We start from the raw sequence: 22,954 nt of genomic DNA on the forward strand, positions 1-22,954 counted from the left end.
CCAGTGTGCCACCACGCGCCGCATCGTGCAGGTGGCCGTCGGGCTGCCTTCAGTACGCGCGCGACTGCCGGTAGCGCTTGTGCCAGTTGTCGGTATAGGCCTTGACCACCGCCGCGTCGCCGCGGATCAGCATGCCGTTCTCGGCATTGCGCTCCTGCGCCGACTTGGTGAAGTTGAACGATCCGGTGAAGACCGCCTGGTCGTCGAACACCATCACCTTGTTATGGGCGATCGCGGGCTTGTTGTCGATCACCACCGGCACGCCGGCGTGCTTGAGGAAGGTGGCGCTGGTATAGCGCTCGCTCTGCTGGCTCTTGTCCAGGATCACGCGCACGTCGACGCCGCGCCGGTGCGCCTGCGCCACGGCCTCGGCAATCGGCGCGCTGGTGAACGAATAGGCCTGGATCAGCAGGCGCTGGCGCGTGCTGCGGATGGCATTGATCAGCAGCGCCTGGCAGCTCGCGCCATCCGGCACGAAGCACAGCGTGTAGCCGCTGCCATCGGCAAAGGGCTTGCTGGGCAGCGGCCTGGCGTCGGGCGGCTGGGCCGGTTGCGCGGGCTTGCCGGTGCGCGCGGGGAAGTGATTGGCGATGGCATCGTTGAAGGTCTCGCTGATGCTGTCGGCGATGGTTTCGGACACCTGGTCGAAGGTTGAGGTCGAACGGGCGTGCGCCAGCAGCGCGAAGGGACTGAACGAAGTAAAGGCCGACAGGGCGGTGGCCAGGCCCAGGCCCAGCACGGCCCGGCGAATGAAGCGATAAGTCACGGCGGATCTTGGCGTCGGTGAAGGACAGCGTGCGCGCGCCGCGCGCCGCACCTGTCCGGGGCGGGAACGCAGCGTAGCAGCCGCATACGCCACTGGCAAAGCGGGATTGTGTAACAGGATCTGTGGCCGGTGTTGCGGTGTGTAGGGCGTCGCGCCGCAGCCTTGGGACTATCCGCGGCCGGCGCCTATGATGGATGCAACCCATGCGGCCGCGGCCGCCAAGGAGAGGCAATGACGAACCACACCTACAAGCTGGTCGAGATCGTCGGCTCTTCGCCAGACGGCTGCGACCAGGCCATCCAGAGCGCCATCGCCAAGGCCGGCGAGACCATCAAGAACATCGACTGGTTCGAAGTGGTGGAAACGCGCGGCCATATCCAGAATGGCAAGATCGCGCACTACCAGGTCACGTTGAAGGTGGGTTTCCGCGTGACCTGATCGCCCGCTGCGTTCAGGCCGCGCCAGCGGCCTGCGGCATCGGCTGCGGGTTCTGCACCGCCTGGCTGGCATGCGCGTACAGGCGCTGCAGCGCCTGCTGCGGCGCGTCGCGCAGGAACGCGAGCATCTTGTCGATAAAGGGCCCGGTGGCGGTCTGCGGCACCAGCCGGATCCACTGCTGCGCTTCGGCCTCGCGCCCCGCCAGCGCCAGCATGCGCGCATAGTTGAACTGGCCGCGGAAGTCGCCGCCTTCGGCCGACTGGCGGTAGTACGCGACCGCGCGCGCCGGATCCTGCGCCACCTCCCAGCCGTCTTCGTGGAAGCCGCCCAGGATATTGAGCGACTTGGCATGGCCCAGCGCCGCCGCGCGCTGGTACCAGCCGAGCGCGGCGCGCCGGTCGGCGACGACGCCGTGGCCCAGCACCAGCGCCGTGGCCAGGTTGTACATGCCCCAGTCCGAGCCGCGCTCCGCCGCCAGCATGTACCAGTGCGCGGCGGCGCGCGCGTCCGGCGCGGTGCCCCAGCCGTTCTCGTAGCAGCGGCCGGCCAGGTTGGCCGCGCCCGCATGGCCGGCGTGCGCCGCGTGCTTGAACCACGCGAACGCCTGCACCGGGTCGCGTGCGACGCCATGGCCGGCCAGGAACCACTGGCCCAGCACCATCTGCGCGTCCAGATGGCCTGCCACTGCGGCGCCGCCCAGCCACGGCAGCGCCAGATGCGGCGGGCCGGCCAGCTTGTCGCGCAGTCCGGCGGGACCGAGCTGTTCGAGTTCGACCGGCGTGGCGACGCGAAAGGGCAGGGTATCCATACAAGGGGCTTCGGTTGAAAGGCAAAGCGGCACGCGACCGGAGCTGGCCGCGTGCCGCGTGTTGCGCAGTGCGGCCTTGGGGCCGCCGCGCTCAGTAGCGCAGGTTCAGGTTCAGCACCGCGGTGCGGCCCGGGGCCACCGTCGCATAGTGCGAGGTATAGGCCTGGCTGTAGTAGGTCTTGTCCGTCAGGTTCTGCACGTTCAGCTGCAGTGCCACGTTCTTGTTGATGCGGTATGCGGCCATCGCATCGAAGCGCCAGTACGGCGGCACCCACTTGTTGGTGCCCTGGTTGCCCCAGACCTTCGACACGTAGTACGCGCCGCCGCCGATGGTCAGGTTGGGCAGCAGCTGGTACGTGGTCCACAGGCTGAAGCTGTCTTCCGGCGTGTTCGGGAACGCCTGGCCGTTGGTCTGGCCGAAGGCCGCGCCGGCGCCGCCGTTGTTGCGCAGCTCGCTCTTCAGGTGGGTGTAGCCGCCGAACATGGCCCACTTCTCGGTCAGGTTGCCGGAGAAGCCCAGCTCGAAGCCGTCCACGCGCTTGTTGCCGGCCATGGCGGCGGTGCCGTCCTGCTGCACGATGCGGGCGTTGGTGGTCTCGATGCGGAAGATTGCCGCGGTCAGGGCCAGGCGGTTCTTCAGCACATCCCACTTGGTGCCCAGTTCGAACGAGCGGTTCTTTTCGGGCGCGAGCTGGTCGCCGCGGTTGCCGCTGCGGTCCGGGGCCAGGCCGTTGGGGTCCGAGCCCTGCGCCAGGAACGCGCCGGCGGGGGTCGACGAGGTGCCGTACGACACATAGAAGCTGGCGTTTTCGACCGGCTTGTACACCACGCCCAACTGGTAGTTGAACAGGTTGTCGTCGCGCGAGTATTCGGCGCGCGAGCCATTGGCCGCGCGCGCCGCGGTGAAGCTCGAGCGGTAGCTGTCCAAGCGCACCCCGCCATTGACGATCCACTGCTTGCTCAGCTCGACCGAGTCGAACAGGTACACCGACGCCGTGTTGGTCTTGGCGTTGGTCGGGTTGTTGGCGCGCGCGATGCTGCCGGCCCACGGATCGTTGGGGTTGGGGTTCAGCAGCGTGGTGCAGTTGTAGCCGCCGGCGGCCCCAGCGCCGTTCGGGCAGCTGCTGTTGCCGGTGTCGACGCTGTAGCTGTCGTTCTCGCTCTTTTCCTGCGAGAACTCTACGCCGAACACGTACTTGTGCTTGATCGCGCCGGTCAGGAACTCGCCCGACAGGTCGGTCTGGTTGGCCACCGTGCGCACGGTGGAATAGCGCGTGTTCACGCGGCGCCAGAGCAGGTCGTAGTAGATGTTGCCCTTGCTGTCGTCAGGCTGCGTGTAGATGTAGTCCTGGTTGGTGCGCGAGAAGCGGGTCTGGTTGCGGAACTTCAGCGCCGGCGAAAAATCGTGCTCGAAGCGGATCGTGCCCATGTCGGCCTGGTCCTTGCGGAAGTCGCGGTCGAGCAGGCCGTAGTAGGTGCTGCGCGGCACGTTGACCGGCGAGCCGTCGCCGGCCTGGCGCGTGCGCGGCCGGCCGTCGCGCCGCGGGGTGAAGGCCGGGTTGTTGTACGGGATGCCGACGTCGGGGATGTCGTCGGTCTGCATGTGGTAGTACGACAGCGTCAGGCGCGTGTCGGTGCCCAGGCCGAACGCCACCGATGGCGCCACGCCCCAGCGCTTCTGGTGCACGGCATCGCGGCCGGCGACGTCCTGGTCGTAGAACATCGCATTGAGGCGGAACGCCGCGTGGTCGGCGAACTGCCAGTTGCCGTCGGCGGTGCCGCGCACGTACTGCGCATTGCCGACGCCGATATTGCCTTCGGCAAAATTGCCCAGCCGGGGCGCCTTGCTGGTGATATTGATGCTGCCGCCGGCCGAGCCGCGGCCGTCGTAGGCGCCGGCCGGGCCCTTGGTCACTTCGACGCTCTCGACGTTGAACAGCTCGCGCGACTGCGCGCCGATATCGCGGAACCCGTCGAGGAAGGTGCTGGCCTGCGCGTCATAGCCGCGGATAAACGGCCGGTCGCCGACCGGGTTGCCGCCCTCGCCCGCGCCGAACGCAATACCCGGCACCGTGCGCAGCACGTCGGTCAGCGTGGTCGAGCCGGTGCTCTGGATCACTTCCTGCGGAATGACGGTAATCGAGCGCGGCGTATCGCGCAGCGGCTCGGGATTCTTGATCGACGACGAGCTTTCCGCCTTGAAACCGCTGTCGCCGGTAACCGTTACCTGCGGCAGGTTGACCGGCTTGGGTGCTTCCTGCGCGGCAACCGGCGCTGCGGCGACTGCGGCGCCGACCATGCCGGTCAATTGTGAAATGGCACCCAGCTTCCCGTGGCTCTTTCTTGTTGTGACTGCCGAATGCTGCACTTTACGCCTCTCTTAATTGCGAATCGAAGTGGTAATGAGATGAATTATCATTTGGAGATGGTTGACTGGTCAAGGCTGGGCCGCGTTACCTTGCTTGTCGGATGTCAAAAGTGTTGCGAAATGGAGGCACCGGCAGTGCGGCCGGTATGTCGCAGCCATCGCAAAAAATCGGCCGGCGCCGAACTGCCGCCGGCCGTGCAGGGAACCTTGGAAAAGCCAGGACTCAGTCGAACTGGTAGGAATAGATCATGTTGATGCGCGGCGAACGGCGGCTGGCATTGGTCGGCTTGTCACCGACCGGCTGCGCCAGCGACAGGTCCAGCGTGTAGTAGCGCCGGTCCGAGAAGCGCGCCCCCAGCGCCACCGACGACAGGCTGCGGTGCGACAGCGACACACTGTTGGAATACACGCGCGCCACGTCGGCCGACACATAGGGCTGGATCGTGCGCAGATAGGTCAGGTCCGGCAGGAACAGCCGGCTGATTTCGGCCGACGCGCCCCAGCCCTTGTCGCCCGCGACTTCGCCCGCGGGGTAGCCCAGGCCGAAGAAGCGTCCGCCAAAGCTGATCTGCTCGCCCGAGGCCAGCCGGTCGCCGCTGTACTGGCCGGCGGCGGCCACGGTCAGGCCGAAGCCCGCGGGCAGGTCCTTCGACTGCGACAGCAGCAGTCGCGTACGGAAGAAGCTGAGGTCGTTGCTGTTGTTCTGGCGGCTCGCGCCCAGCGCATCGAAGCCCTTGTACAGGCCCAGCGTGGCGTTGCGGCTGACGCCTTCGCCGCGTTGCAGATAGGTCAGCTCCGCGGTGGCCACGCGCACGTTGGTGCCGAGCGTCACGCGCGTGCCGGTGGCGGTATGGGTATAGCGCTCGAACTGGTCGGCGCCGTAGACGCCGCCGGTCAGCGTCAGCGTATGCGCGTTGGACAGCAGCAGCGGATAGCTCAGGGTGCCGCCGATGCGCTTGGTGTCGTTGACATAGCGCGGGTTGAAGCCGATCGGCGCCAGCGTTGCATTCTGCGGCACGCCGCGGTAGTGCGAGGCATTGAGCCGCGCCACCATCCCTTCGGTGCCGATCGGCTGCGCATAGCTGGCGGCGTAGTATTCCTCGCTGTCGCGGCCCTTCGGGAATAGCGCCGACACCGAGATCTGCTCGCCCAGCGGCGTCAGGCTGTTGGTGGTGGCCGTGGCGATGGCGCGCAGGCCCGGCGACATGTATTCGATGCCGGTGCCGAAGGTGAAGGGCTTGCGCTTGACCTCGAGCACCATCTCGCAGGCGCCGTCGGTGGTGGTGGGCGGCTGCACCGTGGCCGCCACCTGCAGCCCGGGCTGCAGCGCCAGCGCGTTGACGTAGTGCTCGAAGCGGTCCTGCCGCAGCGGGCGGTCCTGCTGCAGCTTCTCGGCGATGGCGCGCAGGCGGCGCTCGGTCGGGCCCGCCTTGCCGGTCACCGTTACCTTGGCGACGTAGCCTTCCACCACCGTGACCAGCACATCGCCGTTGGCAAAGTCCTGCGCCGGCACGAACGCGAACGACAGCGGGTAGCCGCGCGCCTTGTACATCTGCGTCACCGCGTTGGCGGCTTCCAGCAGCTGCGCCACCGTGATCTCGCGGTTGGCCAGCGGCTGGAACTGCGCGGCCACTTCCTCGAACGGCAGCGTCTTCGCGCCCTCGATGCGAAAGCGCCGCGGCGTCAGGCGCGCGTTGAGCAGGTCCTGCATGGCAGGCTGCGGCCGCTCGACCTGCACGGTCACGCGGCTGTCGGGCCGGGCCGGCGCAATCTTGGGAAGCGTCTGGGTCGGATCGCCCTGGACCGGGCTGCGCGGATCGGCCTGGACCAGGCCGTGATGGAACGCGCCGACGCCGACCAGCAGCGCGGCAACGCGATGACGTGCACGCATGGCAAAACCCCTGTAAGAAACACTGCGGCTATTGACGTCGCGTGCCACCGGCGTGGGGATTGCCGCTACCCCCGGGCGCCTGCTGGCCGATACTGCCGGTCCAGCGCGTGGCCGCTACGTTGAATCAGGTGAGCACCGCTGCCCGTGATCAAACGATCGCCGGGGCAGCGGCCAAGGCAGGATTACTTCTGTCCGAGCGCGCCGGTCAGGCCGCCGAGCAAGCCGCCGACCAGGCCACCGACGGGGCCGGTGGTCGAGCCCTTGTTGGTGGTGCTGCCCGCGGTGGTGGTGGCGCCGCCGGTCACGGCGGAGACGACATTGGTGACGGGCGCCAGCGGGCTGGTGGTGCCAGTGCCGCCGGTTGCGCCGCCAACGCTGCCGACCGCGCCACCGACCACGCCAGTCACCACGCCGCTTACCGCGCCGGTGACCGGGGCCAGCGGTGTGCTGGCCGTGGCCGAGGCCAGGCCGCCGGTGACGGTGCTGACCAGGCTGGTGACGGGCGCCAGCGGCGAGCCACCGACTCCGCCAGTGGCGCTGCCCAGGCCGCCCACCGCGCCACTGACCAGCGACGTGACCGGAGCCAGCGGCGTGTTGGCGGTGGCGGCGGTCAGCCCTCCGGTGACGCTGCCGACCAGGCCGGTGACAGGCGCCAGCGGCGAACCCGTGCCGCCGGCGCCTGCCCCGCCTGCCAGCCCCCCGGCCAGCGTGGTAACCGGTGCCAGTACCGGACCCAGCGCGCCCAGCCCGCCGCCGCTGGCGGGGCCGTTGACCGCGCCGCCGAGCGAGGCCACCGTGGTGCCGGTGGCGTTGACCACGCCGCCGACGCCCGCGACCACCGGCGTGTTGGTCTGTTGCAGCTTGGTGCCGGCGGTGGCCAGCGCGCCGCCCACGGTCGCGAGCAGGCTGCTGGTCGGGGCGCCCAGGCCGGTGGCCGCGCCCAGTGACTGTGTGGTGCTGGTCAGTTGCGAGGTGATCGGCACGATCAGCTTGCTGGTGGTGATGGTCACCTGCTCGACCGCGCCGCTCGACAACACCGAGGTCAGCGTCCCGCCGGTGTTGCCGACGGTATTGCCCAGCGTGCCGACCACCGCGCCCAGCGGCGACGTCAGCGGCGCCAGCGGTGCCAGCTGGCCGGTGCCCAGGCCGCTCACCGCGGTGCCGGCGCTGGTCACCGCCTTGCCCAGTTCGGTCACCACGTTGCCGGTGCTGGCGACGGTGGTGCCGACCGGGTTGGTCGAATTGGGCATGCTGCCCAGCCCGGATTGCAGGCCCGTGGCCAGTGCGCCGACGGCATCGCCGGTCGCCGCCACCACGCCGCCCAGCCCGCTTTGGGTCTGGCCCGGCAACAGCGGCAGGTTGGCGTTGCCAAGCTGGTTGCCGAGGTCGCCGACGGTGCTGCCCGTATTGCCCAGCACCGTGCCGGCGTTGTCGATCACCGTGGCGGTCGGGGTCAGCGCGGTGGGCGTCTCGCCACCACCGGTATTGCCGCCGGTGTTGCCACCATTGCCACCACCGGTTCCGCCGCTGCCGCCACCGGTGCCGCCCGTGCCCCCGGTGCCGCCACCGGCCAGGTCGGTGCCGCCACCCGTGCCGCCGGTGCCTCCGTTGTTGCCGCCATTGGTACCGCCGTTGGTACCCCCATTCGTGCCAGCGGTATCGCTGGTGCCCATCGAGGTCGAGCCGCTGCCGCTGGCGCAGCCACCCAGGGTCAGCAGGGTTGCCAGGAGTGCCGTTACGGCGAGTTGTTGTTTGCGCATGGTCTGTTCCTTCATTCCCGTCGTTTCAATCGCTCGGCCGCGCAACGCGTTTGTCTGCTGCGTGCGGCGGTGACGGTGATGGCGCAATCGGTATGCCAGCGCTTTGGCGTGCTACCGCACAGACCCTGCCGAAGTCGGGTATGGCACCCGCCAGGCCTTGCGGCATGCGGCCTGCACGGTGACCGCGGGAAGCGCCGCGAGGTCCGCCGGCGCGTTGGCATGGAGAGCGTGGCGCGTTACGCGTTACGTAACGTGTGTCGTGCGCGGGGAACAAACCAGCATCGGCGAAGCGGTGCGCGGTAAGCCGCCGCGGGGCCTGCCACGCCGCTTCGGCGTGTTCCCGCGTGCACGGAACACGTTACGTAGCACGTAACGCGTTTCGCGCTGCCGCGGCACCGTCCGCGCGCGCTTCGCCGCCACCCCGGTCCGCCCGGCAGGCCGCGCCGCGCAAGGCATGCAGGCAGTTCGCCGGTGTGTGTGCCAGTCCACCTTGCCACGCTGGCACGCGCCTTGCCATTCCCGATCCCGACGCGCCGACGATTTCGCGTTCCACCGTGTTGCCATGGCTGATGGGGATGGCAGGCAGGTCGAACAAAGCGGGACAACCGGGCGCTCGTCGGCATTCCATGCGGCGGTTCACAAGAAAAGACGGCCCGGCAGTGCCGTGGCCAACCAGACAGGAGAAGCACAATGAAGACCAAGCATCCCGCACCGCTTTCCATGACCTCGCTGGCCGCGGCCGGCGTCGCCGCCCTTGCCTTGCTGATGTCGGGCTGCTCGTCGAGCGGCGGCGGCAGCGGCGCCAATCCGCAGCCCAGCGGCGGCGGCGCCGATACGCCGGTCACGCCGCCGCCGCCGGCCGCCGCGCAGACCACGCCGACCGCCAAGGTCACCGAAGGCGCGGGCAATACCGTGGTGTCGGCGGGCAATGCCGTCAGCGAGATCGGCAAGTCGATCCAGGACGCGCCGCTGCCGCTGCTGCCCACCGACGCACGCAAGGGCGCCGGCGGGGTGGTGGTCAATGCGGGCGAAGCGGTCGGCGCGCTCGGCGCCGGCGTGCGCGACGGGCTCGGGCAGATGGGCTCGGTCGACAACCCGGTGGGCGTGACGGTGTCCAGCACCGGCAACGTGGTGCGCGAAGTGGGCGACGCCGTGGTCAGCGGCGGCGCGCTGGTGCAGGGCCTGGGCACCGAGAAGCTGGCGCCGCTGGCACCGCTGACCACGCCGGTGGGCGGCCTGGTCACGAAGGTCGGCACGGCGGTGCAGGGCGGCGGCGACAAGCTGCAGACGGTGCTGTCCGATGGCGCCGTCGCGCAGGTCACCAACTCGCTCAGCAAGGTCATCGTGCCGCTGACCAGCAAGGTCACCGACGGTACCCAGACGCTGGGCGCGGCCACGCGCCTCGGCGGACCGGCCGACGGTCTGCTCTACAAGGTCGGCAATACGGTGGCCACCGGCGGCAGCATGCTCGGCAATACGCAGGCCCCGGTGGTCGCGCCGCTTGGCGGCGTGGTGACCGAGGCCGGCAAGACCGTTGCCGCGGTCGGCGTGCTGGTCAACGGCAACGGCCAAACCGGCGGCAACCCGCTGGGCGGCTTGTTGAACAACCTGCCGCTGGCCGGCGCCGGCAACGGCCAGGGCAGCGATGGCAGCCACGGCGGCAATGCGCTCGGCGGCCTGCTCGGCAGCCTGCCGCTGGTCAAGCCCGGCAGCGGCGACAGCGGTGCCGGTGGCGGTGCACCGGGTCCGGTCGGTGCGCTGCTGGCCCCGGTCACCGGTCTGGTCGGCGGCATCAAGAGCGGGGTCGGCGGCAGTGCCGGGGGCGGCTCGGGCGGCGGCGACAGCAAGCCGCAACTGCCGATCCTGGGCGGGCTGCTCCACTGAAATGTCTCAACCCGCATAGGTGTTTTCACGGTGCGCTGTCGCTCATCACCCCGTCGCAGCGCATCTTTTTATTCCGCCTGGCTACGCGGCTGAGATGCCGGCATGGCCAGGCTGCGGGCCGGTTTGCACCGGCCCGCTTGTTCTTTAACAAGCTGCGAGCCGGCGCGTTTCAAACGCGTGCTTTAACCCCTTCGGGTCATTACTATCACCCGAGGGAGGGGTATGGTTGAGACATACCATGTCTTATAAAAAAAGCGCAGCAAGCGTGAATAGTCGATAAAAGAGCGGGCCACAGAGCACCGTGATAATCGAACGGGGGAAGCGTGATCGCGGCATCAGATCACTCGGGAGTGTCAGAAATCATGAAACGACTCATTGCACGCTTTATTAAAGATGAGCGCGGGGCGACGGCTATTGAATATGGGCTGATCGTGGGCCTCGTCGCTTTAGCTATTACCGTTGGCGCCGGAAAGCTTGGCACTGAGCTCGACGCGAGCTTTGAACGGCTCTCCGTCAAGGTCAAGGGCTGGTTCACTACATAAAGAGAAACCGGCTTCTCTAACGAGACTAGCGTGATTGCCGCGCTCCTCTGCGCGGCGACCCTCTACACAGACTTCGCTTACCGGCGGGTTCCGAACCTCCTGCTGGCGATTGCCGTGCTGGCCCTCGGGCTGGCACTGGTCGCCGGACAGGCCGCGGAACCGCCGCTGGCCGCGCGCCTGACCGGCGCGGGGCTGGGTCTTGCCGTCACCTTGCCGGTCTACGCGCTCGGGCGCATGGCCGCGGGCGATGTCAAGTTCCTGACGGTGGCGGGGTTGTTCACCGGTCCGCAAGGGCTGGTGGTGGCATGGGTCGTCGGCAGCCTGCTCGGGCTGGTGCACGCGCTGCTGGCGCTGGCACTGGCGCGCCGCACGCCGGCCGCGGATCACGCTCTGCATTCCCAGGACCAGTCCCTTCCTACGGCGCAGTTTTCGCTCGCGCGCGGCATCCCGTATGCGGCGTACCTGGCCGTGGGAGTGCTGGTCTGGATGGCTGCGGGCCAATAGCCGGAATGGCTTGAGGCCAGCAGGCCGCGCCGCCGGTCGGCGCGGCGGAACACCAAGAGACCGGGGTTTCAGATGTTGTTGCACGCAAGGGTGAACAGGAAGATCAGCCGGCGCTCCCAGGGCGCCGGCAGCGCCGCGATCGAGTTTGCGATCGTGGCGCCGGTGCTGATCACCATCGTGATCGGCATCGTGTACTACGGCGTGATGCTGGCGCTGCAGCAGGTGCTGACGCTGGCCGCCGAGGAAGGCGCGCGCGCCGCGCTGCGCTATCCGGCAGGCGTAGCCGGCACCAGCCTTGCCGCCACGCAGCAGGCACGTGTCAATGCCGCGGCCGCGATGGCGCGCGGCACCTTACCCGCATCCATCCGTGACCTGATCCCGCCCGCCGGCGTCGCCGCGGCCGTGCCCTGCGCGGCCGGCTCGGCCGATGTCTGCGTACAGGTCACGCTGACCCTGACCACCACCAACATCATGCCCGCGGTGCCGATGGTGCCGCTGCCGGCTTCGCTGTCGGGCTCGGCCATGGTCCAGCTCTCTCCCGATATCTGATGCGCATGACGAATCGCCCCATGCCCGAACCCAGGATTTCCGCATGACCAGCAAGCAGATCCGATTATTGGCCGTCGTGCTGCTGGGCCTGGCCTTGCTGCTCGCACTGCTGGCGTGGCAGGTAGGACGCCAGCCAACTCAGCCCGAGGCATCGGCAGGCGCCAGGCCGCTGCATCCGGTGGTAGTCACCACGCGCCCGGCGGAGGCCGGCAAGCCGCTCGATGCCGAGGCGCTCAAGGTGGAGATGCTGCCGATCGATCCCGCCGGCGCCTACCGCGACGTGGCGCGCGTGACCGGGCAGGTGCCGCTGGTGGCGCTGGGCGCGAACGTGCCGGTGCTGGAAAGCCAGCTGCTGTCCGGCCTGGCCGCGCAGGTGCCGGAAGGCGAGCGCGCGGTGGCGGTGTCGGTCGATGAGGTCATCGGCGTCGGCAACCAGGTGCAGCCGGGCGACTATGTCGATGTGTTCCTGGTGCTGCGGCGCGACCAGCAGGAAATCCCCGACAGCCAGGCCCGCATGCTGCTGTCGCGCCTGCGCGTGCTGGCCTACGGCGTGGCCTCGGTCAACCGGCCGCAGGCGGCCAAGCCGGAACAGATGATGGCGCGCCAGGAAGGCGCCAAGACCGCGGTGCTGTCGGTGCCGCTGGAACAGGTCAGCCGGCTGGCGATGGCGCAGCACTCCGGGCGCCTGATGCTGGCGCTGCGCAATCCGCTAGACCCGGCCATGCCGAGCGACGGCATGTTTGCCGAACTCCCGCCCGCATTGGCCGCGCGCGCCGGCATTCCCGCCGACGCCCCGCGCGCCGCCACCGACAAGGCCACTGCCGGCGTGCTGCTGTCCGGGCTCGCCGCCAGCAACGGCGCGCCGGCCGCGCGCGCACCGGCGGCAGCGCCGGCACCGCGGCCGCTGCAGGTGGCCGCGTCGCCGGCGCCGGCACAAGCCAGGGAACGCGCTGGCGTGGAAGTGATCCGCGCCGGCAAGCGCGAGATCGAATAAGAACGTGGGCGCCCATCGCATGCCAATCCAGAATCTACCCGCCCATGCCGTGACGCTGCGCCGCCGGCTGATGCAGCTCACGCTTGCCGCCATCATCGCCGCCACGGCATGGTGCGCGCTGGCACCGCGCGCGCAGGCGCAGGACGCCGCCACCGCGCGGACATTGCGCCTGATGGCCGGCGCGCAGAAGGAGCTGCGCAGCGCGCAGCCGGTCGAGCGCGTCGCCGTGGGCAACCCCGCGGTCGCCGATGCGCTGATCCTGCGCACCCGCGGCGCGCCCAGCGTGCTGCTGGTGGCCAAACAGCCTGGCGTTACCGACGTGATGGTGTGGACGCGCGGCAGCGCCGAGCCGCAGAACTACAGCGTGCAGGTCGATGCCATCGCGCCCGATGCCAACGGCGCGCAGCTGGGCTACTCGGCAGCCGGCGCCACCATCACCGGGCAGTCGCCCGACGCCTATGGCGCCGCGCGCGCCCAAGCCGCGGCGCGAGCGGCCACGGCCGGCAAGACCGACGGCAAGCCCGGCCTGGTGGTGGACCGCTCCACCGTGCCGCTGAGCGGCACCGTGCAGGTCGACGTCAAGGTGGTGGAGATCAGCAAGACCGTGCTCAAGGAAGTCGGCATCAACTTCTTCCGCAACAACTCCGGCTTTGCCTTCGGCACGTTCTCGCCGTCGACGCTGAACAAGTTCACCTTCACGCCGGGCAGCGGCGGCGCGCCCGGCAGCTTCACCGCCGATATCGCATCGCCGATGAGCAATGCCTTCAACCTGGTGGCGGCGTCGCTCACGCACGGCATCTTCGCCAACATCAGCCTGCTGGAGGCCAACGGCCTGGCACGCGTGCTGGCCGAGCCCAGCCTGGTGGCGCTGTCGGGGCAGAGCGCCAGCTTCCTGGCCGGCGGCGAGATCCCGATCCCGGTGCCGCAGGCGCTGGGCACCACCACGATCCAGTTCAAGCCGTTCGGCATCGGGCTGACGGTGTCGCCCACGGTGCTGTCGGCCGACCGCATCGCACTGAAGGTTGCGCCCGAGGCCAGCGACCTCGATCCCTCGCGCGGCATCTCGATCAACGGCGCGGTGGTGCCGGCCATCGTCACGCGCCGCGCCGACACCACGGTCGAGCTGGGCGATGGCGAGAGCTTCGTGATCGGCGGGCTGGTCAGCCGCAACACCGTCAGCAATGTCAACAAGGTGCCGGTGCTGGGCGACCTGCCGGTGATCGGCGTGTTCTTCAAGAACCTGAACTTCCACCAGGAAGACCGCGAGCTGATGATCGTCGTCACGCCGCGCCTGGTGAAGCCGATGGCGAAGAACTCGCCGGCGGCGCAGGCCGTCGGTGCCGACGGCCGCACCAGTGCCAGCCCCAATGTGTGGGGCTGGTACATGTTGGGCGAATACGCGGACCCGACTTTGCCGGGTTTCTCGAAATAGCCGCCGGCCATGCCGGCTGGCATGGCCAACAGCTTTGAGGCGGAGAGATGGACTATTTTCTGTTGCACGCAACGCAGGGCGAAGTCAGGGACTGGCTGGGCAAGGTCATCGGCACGCTCGGCACGCTGGTAGCCGATGGCGGCGCCCACGAAGGCTTTATCGAGCGCGTCTCCGAGCTGCGCCCGGGCCTGGTGTTCCTGCATTTCTCGGCGGAACTCGCGGCGCCGTCGGCGCGGCTGGCCGAGCAGCTGCAGCGGCTCTTCCCCGGCCTGCCGCTGGTGGCCGTGGGCCAGGCCGGCGAGCCCGGCGTGATGCTGGCCGCGCTGCGCGCGGGCGTAAAGGATTTCATCGACCTGCGCGATGCGCCGGTCGAGGCCGAGGCCGTGGTCAAGCGCCTGGCCGTGCCGAGCGAGCAGGTGCGCCCGGCCGAGGCCGCGCGCCAGGGCAAGATCGTGGCGCTGCTGGGCGCGCGCGCCGGCGTGGGCGTGACCAGCCTGGCGGTCAACCTGGCCGCGGCGGCGCGCCGCCACCTGCCACGCCACGCCAAGACCGATGCCCGCGCCGAAGTGCTGCTGACCGACCTGGGCCTGCCGGCCCGCGACGGTGCGCTCTACCTCAACCTGAGTCCGGGTTTCCATTTCGTCGAGGCGGTGCGCAACCTGCGCCGCTTCGACCAGGTCTTCGTGCAGACCGCGCTGACGCGCCACGCCAACGGCGTGTGCGTGCTGCCGCTGCCGGCCGCGCTGAGCGAGCTGCGCGACATCTCGTACGCCGATGCGATCGGCCTGCTCGAGCGCCTGCGCGCGTTCTTCGACCTGCAGATCGTCGACCTGGGCGGCTTCGGCAATGCCGAGTTCACCGCGCAGATCGTCAAGGCCGCCGACAGCGTGGTACTGGTGACGGACCAGAGCGTCGGTGCGATCGTGTCGGCGGCGGAGCTGGTGCATGAACTGCGCGCGCGCGAAGTCGAGCGCGACGACCTGCACCTGCTGGTGTCGCGCTTCGATGCGCGCCTGGGCGTCGATGCCGCGCAGATCGCGCGGCGCGTGGGCGTGGAGTCGGTGGCGACGCTGCCGGACAGCCGCGAGGCGCTGGTGCTGGCGATGAACCGCGGCGCGGTGCTGGCCGATGACGATCCCCACTGTCCCTATGTGCGCGCGCTGACCGAGCTGCTGGCTCGGCTGGGCTATCGCACTGCCGCCGCCCGGGACACCACGCTGCTGGCGCGGCTCAAGGACAAACTGCCCGGGGCGCTGCGCGCAGCGCTGGTAGCGCGCGGCGCGCGCACGGCACGCACTGGAAGCTGACATGACCCAAGCGATCGAATTCTCGGACAACACCCCCGCGCCGTTCCCGGTGTCGCAGGAGTTCCACAACATCAAGGAAGCCGCGCACGAGCACCTGCTGACGCGCATCGAAGAGCTGGGCGCCGAGTTCGGCCGCTGGTCGCGCACCGCGATCCAGCGCTTCGTCGACCTGGAGCTGGAGAGCTTTACGCGGCTGCGGCGCATTCCCATCAACGAGGCCGAGCTGCGCCAGATCGCCGAGGCGCTGACCAAGGAGCTGGCCGGCTTTGGCCCGATCGAGGACCTGCTCAACGATCCCGCGGTCGAAGACATCCTGGTCAATGGCCATCTGGACGTGTACGTGTCGCGCCATGGCGTGCTCGAGCGCATCCCGGTGCGCTTTGCCGACAGCGGCCACCTGCTGCGCATCGTGCGCCGCATCCTGGCGCCGATCGGCCGGCGCCTGGACGAGTCCAACCCGATGGTCGACGCGCGCCTGCCCGACGGCGGCCGCATCAACGTGGTAATCCCGCCGCTGGCGCTGGAAGGGCCGGTGGTGTCGATCCGCAAGTTCCGCAAGGACCCGATGACGCCGGCCGACCTGCAGGCGCTGGGCACCATGAGCCCCGAGATCTGCGACCTGCTGCAGGCCGCGGTGCAGGCGCGCTGCAATATCCTGGTGAGCGGCGGCACCAGTTCCGGCAAGACCTCGCTGCTCAATGCGCTGGCCACCTTCGTGCCGCCCACCGAGCGCGTCATCACCATCGAGGATACCGCCGAGCTGGCGCTGAACCATCCGCACGTGGTGCGGCTGGAAAGCCGGCCCGGCGGCTTCGAGGGCACCGGCGTGGTGTCGATCCGCGACCTGCTGCGCAACAGCCTGCGCATGCGCCCGGACCGCATCATCGTGGGCGAAGTGCGCGGCGGCGAGGTGCTGGAGATGCTGCAGGCCATGAGCACCGGCCACGACGGCTCGATGGGCACCATCCACGCCAGCAGCCCGCGCGAATGCCTGTACCGGCTGGAGATGCTGGCCGGCTTCGCCGGCTTCCAGGGCAGCGAGATGAGCCTGCGGCGCCAGATCGCCAATGCCATCGACTTCATCGTGCAGATCGCGCGGCTGTCCAATGGCAAGCGCCGCATCGTTTCGATCACCGAGGTCACCGGCCTGGGCGACAACATCATCTCGACCCAGGAGCTGTACCGGCATGAGCCGTTCGTGAACCCCGACGGCACCGAGACCGACCGCTGGCTCTCGCTGGGCCTGCTGCCGCACTCGCCCAAGCTCGCACGCATGCGCGGCCCGGGCTTCATGCTGGACGACCGCTTCGATGTCTAGCGCCACGCTGCTGCTCGCCGCGCTCGCGCTGGTCATCACCGGCCTGGGGCTGCTGCTGCTCGCGAGTGCGCAGGCACGTGCGCGCCGCGAACAGCAGCAGGCCTTCCTGCAGGCGCAGACCGAGCAGGTCCGGATGCGCTACACGCAGGCGCCCGATCCGTCGCTGCAGCTGCCGGCGCGCGACCTGCGGCGGCGCTGGGACGATTTCCTGCGGCGTGCCGACCTGGCGCCGACCCGCCGCACCGCGCTGCTGTGGCTGTCTCCGCTGGTGCTGTGCACGCTGGCCGGCGCGGCCGCGGGGCAATGGCTGGGCGCGGTGTCGGCGCTGGTCGTCGCGCTTGCGGTGACGGCGTGCGCGGCGTGGCACCGCGTGCGACGGCTGCACAAGAAGCTGCTGTCGCAGCTGCCCGGTTTCCTGGATGGCGTGGTGCGGCTGATGACCATCGGCAGCAGCGTGCCGGCCGCGTTCCAGAACTCCATCGCCAATACCGAGGCGCCGCTGCGCCAGTGCCTGGTGCAGGCCGTCCACCTGCAGCGCGCCGGCAAGGAGCTGGACCAGGCGGTGCTGCAGGTGGGGCGCGCCTACAAGGTCGAGGAACTGGTGCTGGTGGCTTCGGTGCTGCGCTTGTCGGTGCGCTACGGCGGCCGCGCCGACGTGGTGATGGAGCGCACCGCGACCTTCATGCGCGACCGCGAGCAGGCACAGCGCGAGCTGATGGCACTGTCGGCCGAGACCCGGCTGTCGGCCTGGGTGCTGGGCCTGTTGCCGCTGGTGGTGGCGGGCGGCCTGTTCACGCTGAATGCGGGCTACATCCTGATGATGTGGAAAGACCCCACCGGCAAGACCATGCTGCTGTCGGCCGCGGCGCTGGAAGTTGCCGGCGCGCTGATGCTGTACCGGCTGGCCAAGTCGATCTGACGGCAACGATGACATCGCCCCCATGGACCGCCTGACGCTGATCTCGCTGAGCCTGCTGGTCGCCGCGTGCGGCCTCGGCGTACTGGCATTGCCGCTGCTGCGCGACTGGCGCCAGCGCCGGCTCTCGGCCCGCACCATCGACGCCGCGCTGGCGCGCCAGCGCGCAATGGAAGGCGCGCAGAACGCGCAGGCCGCCCAGCCCGCGCCCGCAGCCGCACCCCGTGTGCAGGCCGTGCCCGGCGTCCCGGGTACCGCGGGCGCGCGTACGGCGGCCCATGCCGCGACCCCGGCGGCAGCGTCCGGCGTCGCCACCGCGCTCGGCGCCCAGCTGGGTGCGCGCGTGGGCGAGCGCTTCGATGCCCACTGGCTGGAATCGCGCCTCGGTCGCGCGGTGGTGACGCCGGAAGACCAGCAACTGCTGGAGCAATGCGGCTGGTATGGCCTGCAGGCGCGCGTGCTGTTCGGCGTGCTGCGGCTGGGCCTGCCGCTGGCCTTGTCGGTGCTGGCGATGCTGTGGCATCTCGGCGCCAGTGCCTTCATGGTGGTGGCATGGGGCTTCGGCACCTTCGCCGTGGCCTACCTGGCGCCCAAGTGGTACCTGCGCCGGCGCGCCGCCGAGCGCCTGCGCATGGTCGACGACGAGCTGCCGGTGCTGATCGACATGCTGCGGCTGCTGCAGGGCGTGGGTTTGTCGATCGACCAGAGCCTGCAGGTGATCGTGGCCGAGTTCGGCAGCATGCTGCGCGTGCTGGGGCCGGAGCTGGCACGGGCCAACCAGCAGTTCGCATCGGGCCGCTCGCGCGAGCAGACCCTGCTGCGCATCGGCCGGCTGTTCGACAGCGAAGACCTGAAGAGCCTGATCACGCTGCTGACGCAGGTCGACAAGCATGGCGGCGCGGTGCAGGAGCCGCTGCGCCAGTTCGGGCTGCGCATGCAGGAGGCGCGCAAGTCGCGCATGAAGGACGAGATCGGCCGCCTCACGGTCAAGATGACCGCGGTGATGGTGGTCAGCCTGTTGCCGGTGCTGCTGATCCTGACCGCGGGCCCTGGCTTTCTCGGGGTGATCCGCATGCTGGCAAACATGGGAGGAACGCGATGATGGGTTTCATGGCGCGCCCGGCCGCGGCGGCGTGTGTGCTGGTGGCCGCGCTGTCCGGCTGCGCCGCCGGCAACAACGGCGCCTCGGCCATGCACGAGCAGGCCGAGGCCCAGGTGGAACTGGCCAGGTTGCGCGACAAGACCGCGCGCGCGGAATACAGCGAACAGGCGGTCTACCTGGGCCTGATCCGCAAGATGCAGCAGGACGGGCTCTACTTTGCGTCGCTCGCGCATATCGAGGTCTATGTGCAGCGCTTCGGCGCGGGTCCGGAGATCCAGGTGATGCGCGCCGATGCGCTGCGCGAAACCGGACAGGACCAGGCTGCCATCGAGGCGTACCAGCAGTTGGCCGCCACCGCCAGGGGGGCGGAGGCCGCGCACGCGCATCACGGGCTCGGACTGCTGGCGGGGCGGCAGGACGACTTTGCGCGCGCAGTCACGGAGTTGCGCGCCGCCGCCGCGCTGGATCCGGTCAACGCGCGCATTGCCAGCGACCTGGGCTATGCGCTGATGCGCGCCGGCGCGCTGCAGGAAGCACGCGTGCCGGTGATGCAGGCGCTGGAGCTGGATGCGCGCAATCCGCGCGTGATCAGCAATGCGGTGGTCTGGCTGATGGCCGATGGCAAGCGCGCCCAGGCCAACGCCATGATGCAGAAGGCCGCGTTGCCCGAGCCCACCCGCGGCGCGATCCGCAAGGAAGCCGACCGCATCGCCCGCGCCGCCGCCGCGCGCGACCGCGCGTCGGCACGCCAGGCGCAGCCCAGGCCGACATCCGCGCCCGCCGCCGTGGCGGTCGTGGCCAAGCCAATCGCCATCGCCGCGCAAGCCGGCGCTACACCATGACAGCCAATCTTCTCGTTGCCATCCAAAAGCGCGCCGCATGCGTGGCGCTCGGCCTGGGGGCGCTGGCCCCGCTGGCGCACGCGCAGGGCGACGCCGCGATGACCGAAGCGGCCGCCGCCGACATGCCGCCGGCGCGGTCCGCGCAGCACGAGATCGGCGCCGACACGCGCGCGATCCTGGCGATCCAGCGCGAGGGCACGCAGGCCGGGCCGATGTTGCCGATGCACGGCGAACAGGCCGCGCTGGGCTATGAGCGCTACCTGAACAGCTTCCGCTTCGCGCTGCCCGAGTTCTACACCGGCCAGGCCAACGCCAGCACCACGCGCGCCGGCTCGGCCGGGCAGATGCTGGGCGGAAAATGAGCCTGCGCCAGCCGCCGGTGCCCCGCACCCGTCGCTCTGCACGTGGCGCCGTCAGCGTGATGGCGGCGGTGCTGATCGCCACCGTCGCAATCGCCGCGCTGGTGTCGATCGACGTCGGCCATGTGTTCATGCGCCAGCGGCAGCTGCAGAACATGGTGGACCTGGCGGCGATGTCGGCGGCGCAGCAGCTCAAGCGGGCGGACAGCGCGGCCAATCTCAATGCCGCCGTGCTGGGAACGGTCAGCAATATCGGCGCGAAGAACGGCTATCCGTCGGGCATTGCCATGGGCTGCGCGCAGGCGGCCGGGGGTGGCGCGGATGCAATGACAGCCTGTGTCGGCGTATGGGATCCGGCAACCGCCGGCCCGCGGCATTTCAGCGCCGTGTACAACGCCGCCACGGTCTCGCCCAATGCCGTGCGCGTGCAGGCCACGCAGACGGTGCCGATCCTGTTCGTGTTCAGCGGCGGCAGCGGCAGGCAGCTGTTCGCGGAATCGATTGCGAGCGGCAGCCCGCCGGTGGCGGCGTTTTCACTGGGCACGGGTTTGCTGGACGTCTCGACCGCCAACAGCATGCTGAGCGTGCTGCTGGGCAATGCGGTGAACCTGTCGTTGGCGGATTGGCAGGGACTGGTCAATACCACGGTGACGCTGGACCAGCTGCGGCTGGAGGCGGACGTCGGCACCGTGGAACAACTGCTGAATGCGTCGCTGAACCTGCGCGATTTCTATGCGCTTGTGCTCGGCGCGGCCGGGCGCGACACGCTGCTCAACACCATGCTGGGCAGCCCGCCTACCACGCTGGGCGCGAGCGGAGCGGCCGCGTCGGTGTCGCTGGCAAGGCTGCTCGACCTGGGCCTGATGGCACCCGCGGCATCGTCGGCGGTGGAAGTGGGCCTGAATGTCGCGCAGTTGCTGCTCGCCGGCGCGCAAGTCGCACGCGGCGACACCGCGGTCGCGCTGCCGCTGAACATTCCGAAGCTACCGTTTGGCCTGGGCGGCATCAGCGCCAACCTGCGCGTGATCGAGCCGCCGGTCACAGCGGCCGGTCCGGCGCGGCAGCTGTCCAGCAAGCCCGACACCTGGCAGACCAGCGCCACCTCCTCGCAGCTCAGGCTGACGCTGGCGCTCCAGATCAAGGCAGACATCCTGAAGCCGGTAATCGACGCCGATCTGAACGTGCCGCTCTTTCTTGACGTCGCCAACGCCACGGCCGACCTTGCCCGGCTTCAATGCGCGGCCAATCCCGCGGATCGTCGGGCCACGATGCAGGTGAAGAGCGGCCTGGCCACGGCGTGCCTGACCGACGGCTGCACGGGCGGCGAGGTGGTGCTTGGCGAGGTCAAGGTGGGAGTGCTGGGAGACATCGCCCAGGTTGTTGCCACCGATGTGCCGCGTCATGGCAACACCGTCGCCCAGGAAGTCACCCTGGCGCCGGGCGGCCATGCGCAAGTGGGTATGGCAGATCCGTTCGGCGGATTGTTCTCGCAGGTGCTGTCGCTGAAGATACGGACCAAGTTGCTGGGGATCCTCAGCTTGCCCCTGGATATTGGCCCGTTGCTGGCGCCGCTGGGGGCTACGCTCGACGCGCTGGTCCCGCCGCTGCTCAACAGCCTGGGCATCCAGCTTGGCAACAGCGACCTCTGGGTCCACAGCATCGATTGCAACAACGCTGAACTGGTGTACTGAGCCATGATCGCGCCAAACCGCCTGATGGCAGAAACAGAATGAAGACAGACCGCTGGGCCTACGAAAACCTTGAAGTCTACGTGTGGGAAGGCAAGTACGAGATTGCCGACCGTGTCACGCGTTTCCTGGCGCCCCTGGGCGTGGACGTGATCCGCGCCGGCGCGCTCGAGGCCGTGCCTGCCGAGCCGCGCCTGAAGCCGTGCATCGCGGTGATCAGCGTGTCGGTGATCGGCGCCGCGCGCTTTTCGCTGGACTGGGAAGCCGCACATGGCATGCCGGTGATCTGGGTGGCGGGGCCGGGGCGTGAAACCGATCCCGGACGCTTTCCGCCGGAGTACGCGCATATCCTTGCCGATGACTTTACCGGCGCCGACCTGCGCGGCCAGATCGGCAAGCTGCTGCCGCAGCTGCTCGCCACCGAGGCCACCGGCGAGCGCGAGGCCGACCTGGTGGCCGGCTCGGCGGCGATGCGCCAGCTGCTGCAGCACGTGGAAACCTTTGCCGACTTCGGCAGCAACGTGATGCTGTACGGCGAGACCGGCGCGGGCAAGGAGCGCATCGCGCGCCTGTTCCATGAGCGCAACACCACCTACGGCAAGGGCCCGTTCGTCGCGGTCAACTGCGGCGCGATTCCCGACGGGCTGTTCGAGTCGCAGTTCTTCGGCCATGCCAAGGGCGCGTTTACCGGGGCATCGTTCGCGCATCGCGGCTACTTCGAGCAGGCCAACGGCGGCACGCTGTTTCTCGACGAGATCGGCGACCTGCCGCTGTTCCAGCAGGTCAAGCTGCTGCGCGTGCTGGAAGAGAACGTGATCACCCGGCTGGGCTCGACGCTGGCGGTCAAGCTGGACTTCCGGCTGGTGGCCGCGACCAACAAGGACCTGCGCGACGCCGTGCGGCAGGGGCGCTTCCGCGCCGACCTGTTCTTCCGCCTGGCGGTGATCGAAATGCGCATCCCCAGCCTGGAAGAGCGCGGCCCGGCCGACAAGGTGGCGCTGCTGCAGTCGTTCCTGCGCCATATGCTGGGCGCCTCCGGCTATGACGCCTTGCCGCCGATGCCGGACTGGCTCAAGGGCGCGGTCGGCACCGCCTACTTCACCGGCAACGTGCGCGAACTGCGCAACCTGGCCGAGCGCGTCGGCATCACCGTGCAGCAGACCGGGCATTGGGACGAGGAGCGCATCCGGCCGCTGTTCCGCGCGCTGCACCCCGGCGCGTTCGATGGCGGCGAGCGCGCCGACCTGCGCGGCGACATGGAAGAACGCCGCCGCATCCTGGCCGCGCTCGACGCCAACGGCTGGCGGCGGCAGGACACGGCGGCCAGCCTGGGCATCAGCCGCAAGGTGCTGTGGGAGAAGATGCGCAAGTACCAGATCGCCGACAGCGAGGCCGAGCCGGTCTGAGCGCCGGTCAGCGCCAACGTAGCCCGCGCATCGCCCGCTGTTGCGCGTGCCACGCCAGGGAAGACGGCCTGCGACGCATT

General features: G+C 69.5%; 20 protein-coding genes. 15 read left to right on the forward strand and 5 right to left on the reverse strand.

The genetic code is table 11. The features are described 5' to 3' along the window. Positions 1-49 precede the first annotated feature (49 nt). Positions 50-766 (reverse strand): phospholipase D family protein, encoded by a 717-nt coding sequence (locus CBM2588_RS20350; RefSeq protein ID WP_231942219.1) that lies wholly within the window; start codon positions 764-766, stop codon positions 50-52. Positions 767-997: 231 nt separating this feature from the next. On the opposite strand from CBM2588_RS20350, the gene CBM2588_RS20355 reads away from it, so the two are divergent. Then, positions 998-1,204: a dodecin gene (locus CBM2588_RS20355; RefSeq protein ID WP_018004776.1), complete on the forward strand. Its 207-nt coding sequence runs from the start codon at positions 998-1,000 to the stop codon at positions 1,202-1,204. A gap of 13 nt (positions 1,205-1,217) precedes the next feature. Here CBM2588_RS20355 and CBM2588_RS20360 read toward each other — a convergent pair whose 3' ends face one another. The 4 genes from CBM2588_RS20360 to CBM2588_RS20375 form a co-directional block, all read right to left on the reverse strand. Continuing rightward, positions 1,218-2,012, reverse strand: coding sequence for a tetratricopeptide repeat protein (locus CBM2588_RS20360; protein WP_115682197.1), 795 nt, complete (start codon positions 2,010-2,012; stop codon positions 1,218-1,220). 91 nt (positions 2,013-2,103) lie between these two features. Beyond that, positions 2,104-4,311 carry a TonB-dependent receptor gene (locus CBM2588_RS20365; RefSeq protein WP_172583641.1) on the reverse strand — a complete coding sequence of 736 codons (2,208 nt, stop codon included), beginning with the start codon at positions 4,309-4,311 and terminating at the stop codon, positions 2,104-2,106. A 292-nt stretch (positions 4,312-4,603) separates the two neighbouring features. Beyond that, positions 4,604-6,271 carry a ShlB/FhaC/HecB family hemolysin secretion/activation protein gene (locus CBM2588_RS20370; protein WP_115682198.1) on the reverse strand — a complete coding sequence of 556 codons (1,668 nt, stop codon included), beginning with the start codon at positions 6,269-6,271 and terminating at the stop codon, positions 4,604-4,606. A gap of 182 nt (positions 6,272-6,453) precedes the next feature. Then, positions 6,454-8,031 (reverse strand): collagen-like triple helix repeat-containing protein, encoded by a 1,578-nt coding sequence (locus CBM2588_RS20375; protein ID WP_115683672.1) that lies wholly within the window; start codon positions 8,029-8,031, stop codon positions 6,454-6,456. A gap of 690 nt (positions 8,032-8,721) precedes the next feature. Here CBM2588_RS20375 and CBM2588_RS20380 point away from each other — a divergent pair. The 14 genes from CBM2588_RS20380 to CBM2588_RS20445 all read left to right on the forward strand — a co-directional run bounded on the left by CBM2588_RS20380 (position 8,722) and on the right by CBM2588_RS20445 (position 22,874). After that, positions 8,722-9,915 carry a collagen-like triple helix repeat-containing protein gene (locus tag CBM2588_RS20380; RefSeq protein WP_115682199.1) on the forward strand — a complete coding sequence of 398 codons (1,194 nt, stop codon included), beginning with the start codon at positions 8,722-8,724 and terminating at the stop codon, positions 9,913-9,915. Positions 9,916-10,277: 362 nt separating this feature from the next. Further along, on the forward strand, positions 10,278-10,457 hold the full coding sequence (locus CBM2588_RS20385) for a Flp family type IVb pilin (protein ID WP_115682200.1): 180 nt from the start codon (positions 10,278-10,280) through the stop codon (positions 10,455-10,457). A gap of 30 nt (positions 10,458-10,487) precedes the next feature. Next, complete coding sequence (locus tag CBM2588_RS20390; protein ID WP_115682201.1) at positions 10,488-10,961, forward strand: A24 family peptidase; 474 nt, start codon at positions 10,488-10,490, stop codon at positions 10,959-10,961. 72 nt (positions 10,962-11,033) lie between these two features. Continuing rightward, positions 11,034-11,510: a TadE/TadG family type IV pilus assembly protein gene (locus tag CBM2588_RS20395; RefSeq protein ID WP_115682202.1), complete on the forward strand. Its 477-nt coding sequence runs from the start codon at positions 11,034-11,036 to the stop codon at positions 11,508-11,510. Positions 11,511-11,553: 43 nt separating this feature from the next. Beyond that, a complete protein-coding gene (gene cpaB / locus CBM2588_RS20400; RefSeq protein WP_115682203.1) occupies positions 11,554-12,504 on the forward strand; it encodes a Flp pilus assembly protein CpaB in 951 nt (316 codons plus the stop codon). A gap of 19 nt (positions 12,505-12,523) precedes the next feature. Then, on the forward strand, positions 12,524-13,936 hold the full coding sequence (locus tag CBM2588_RS20405; RefSeq protein ID WP_115682204.1) for a type II and III secretion system protein family protein: 1,413 nt from the start codon (positions 12,524-12,526) through the stop codon (positions 13,934-13,936). Positions 13,937-13,983: 47 nt separating this feature from the next. Then, positions 13,984-15,243, forward strand: a complete 1,260-nt coding sequence (locus CBM2588_RS20410) for an AAA family ATPase (RefSeq protein ID WP_115682205.1) — start codon at positions 13,984-13,986, stop codon at positions 15,241-15,243. 1 nt (position 15,244) lies between these two features. Continuing rightward, positions 15,245-16,561, forward strand: a complete 1,317-nt coding sequence (locus CBM2588_RS20415) for a CpaF family protein (RefSeq protein WP_115682206.1) — start codon at positions 15,245-15,247, stop codon at positions 16,559-16,561. Continuing rightward, positions 16,554-17,480 (forward strand): type II secretion system F family protein, encoded by a 927-nt coding sequence (locus CBM2588_RS20420; RefSeq protein WP_115682207.1) that lies wholly within the window; start codon positions 16,554-16,556, stop codon positions 17,478-17,480. The genes CBM2588_RS20415 and CBM2588_RS20420 overlap by 8 nt, the downstream gene beginning before the upstream one ends. Positions 17,481-17,502: 22 nt before the next feature. Beyond that, positions 17,503-18,579 carry a type II secretion system F family protein gene (locus CBM2588_RS20425; protein ID WP_115682208.1) on the forward strand — a complete coding sequence of 359 codons (1,077 nt, stop codon included), beginning with the start codon at positions 17,503-17,505 and terminating at the stop codon, positions 18,577-18,579. After that, positions 18,576-19,421, forward strand: coding sequence for a pilus assembly protein TadD (locus tag CBM2588_RS20430; RefSeq protein WP_115682209.1), 846 nt, complete (start codon positions 18,576-18,578; stop codon positions 19,419-19,421). The genes CBM2588_RS20425 and CBM2588_RS20430 overlap by 4 nt, the downstream gene beginning before the upstream one ends. Next, positions 19,418-19,783 (forward strand): DUF3613 domain-containing protein, encoded by a 366-nt coding sequence (locus tag CBM2588_RS20435; protein WP_115682210.1) that lies wholly within the window; start codon positions 19,418-19,420, stop codon positions 19,781-19,783. The genes CBM2588_RS20430 and CBM2588_RS20435 overlap by 4 nt, the downstream gene beginning before the upstream one ends. Further along, a complete protein-coding gene (locus CBM2588_RS20440; protein ID WP_115682211.1) occupies positions 19,780-21,471 on the forward strand; it encodes a TadG family pilus assembly protein in 1,692 nt (563 codons plus the stop codon). Before CBM2588_RS20435 ends, CBM2588_RS20440 begins: the two co-directional genes overlap by 4 nt. Positions 21,472-21,509: 38 nt before the next feature. Next, positions 21,510-22,874, forward strand: coding sequence for a sigma 54-interacting transcriptional regulator (locus CBM2588_RS20445; protein WP_115682212.1), 1,365 nt, complete (start codon positions 21,510-21,512; stop codon positions 22,872-22,874). Positions 22,875-22,954: the final 80 nt, after the last annotated feature.

The organism is Cupriavidus taiwanensis (assembly GCF_900250075.1).
In the GTDB taxonomy this organism is placed as follows: Bacteria; Pseudomonadota; Gammaproteobacteria; order Burkholderiales; family Burkholderiaceae; genus Cupriavidus; species Cupriavidus taiwanensis_C.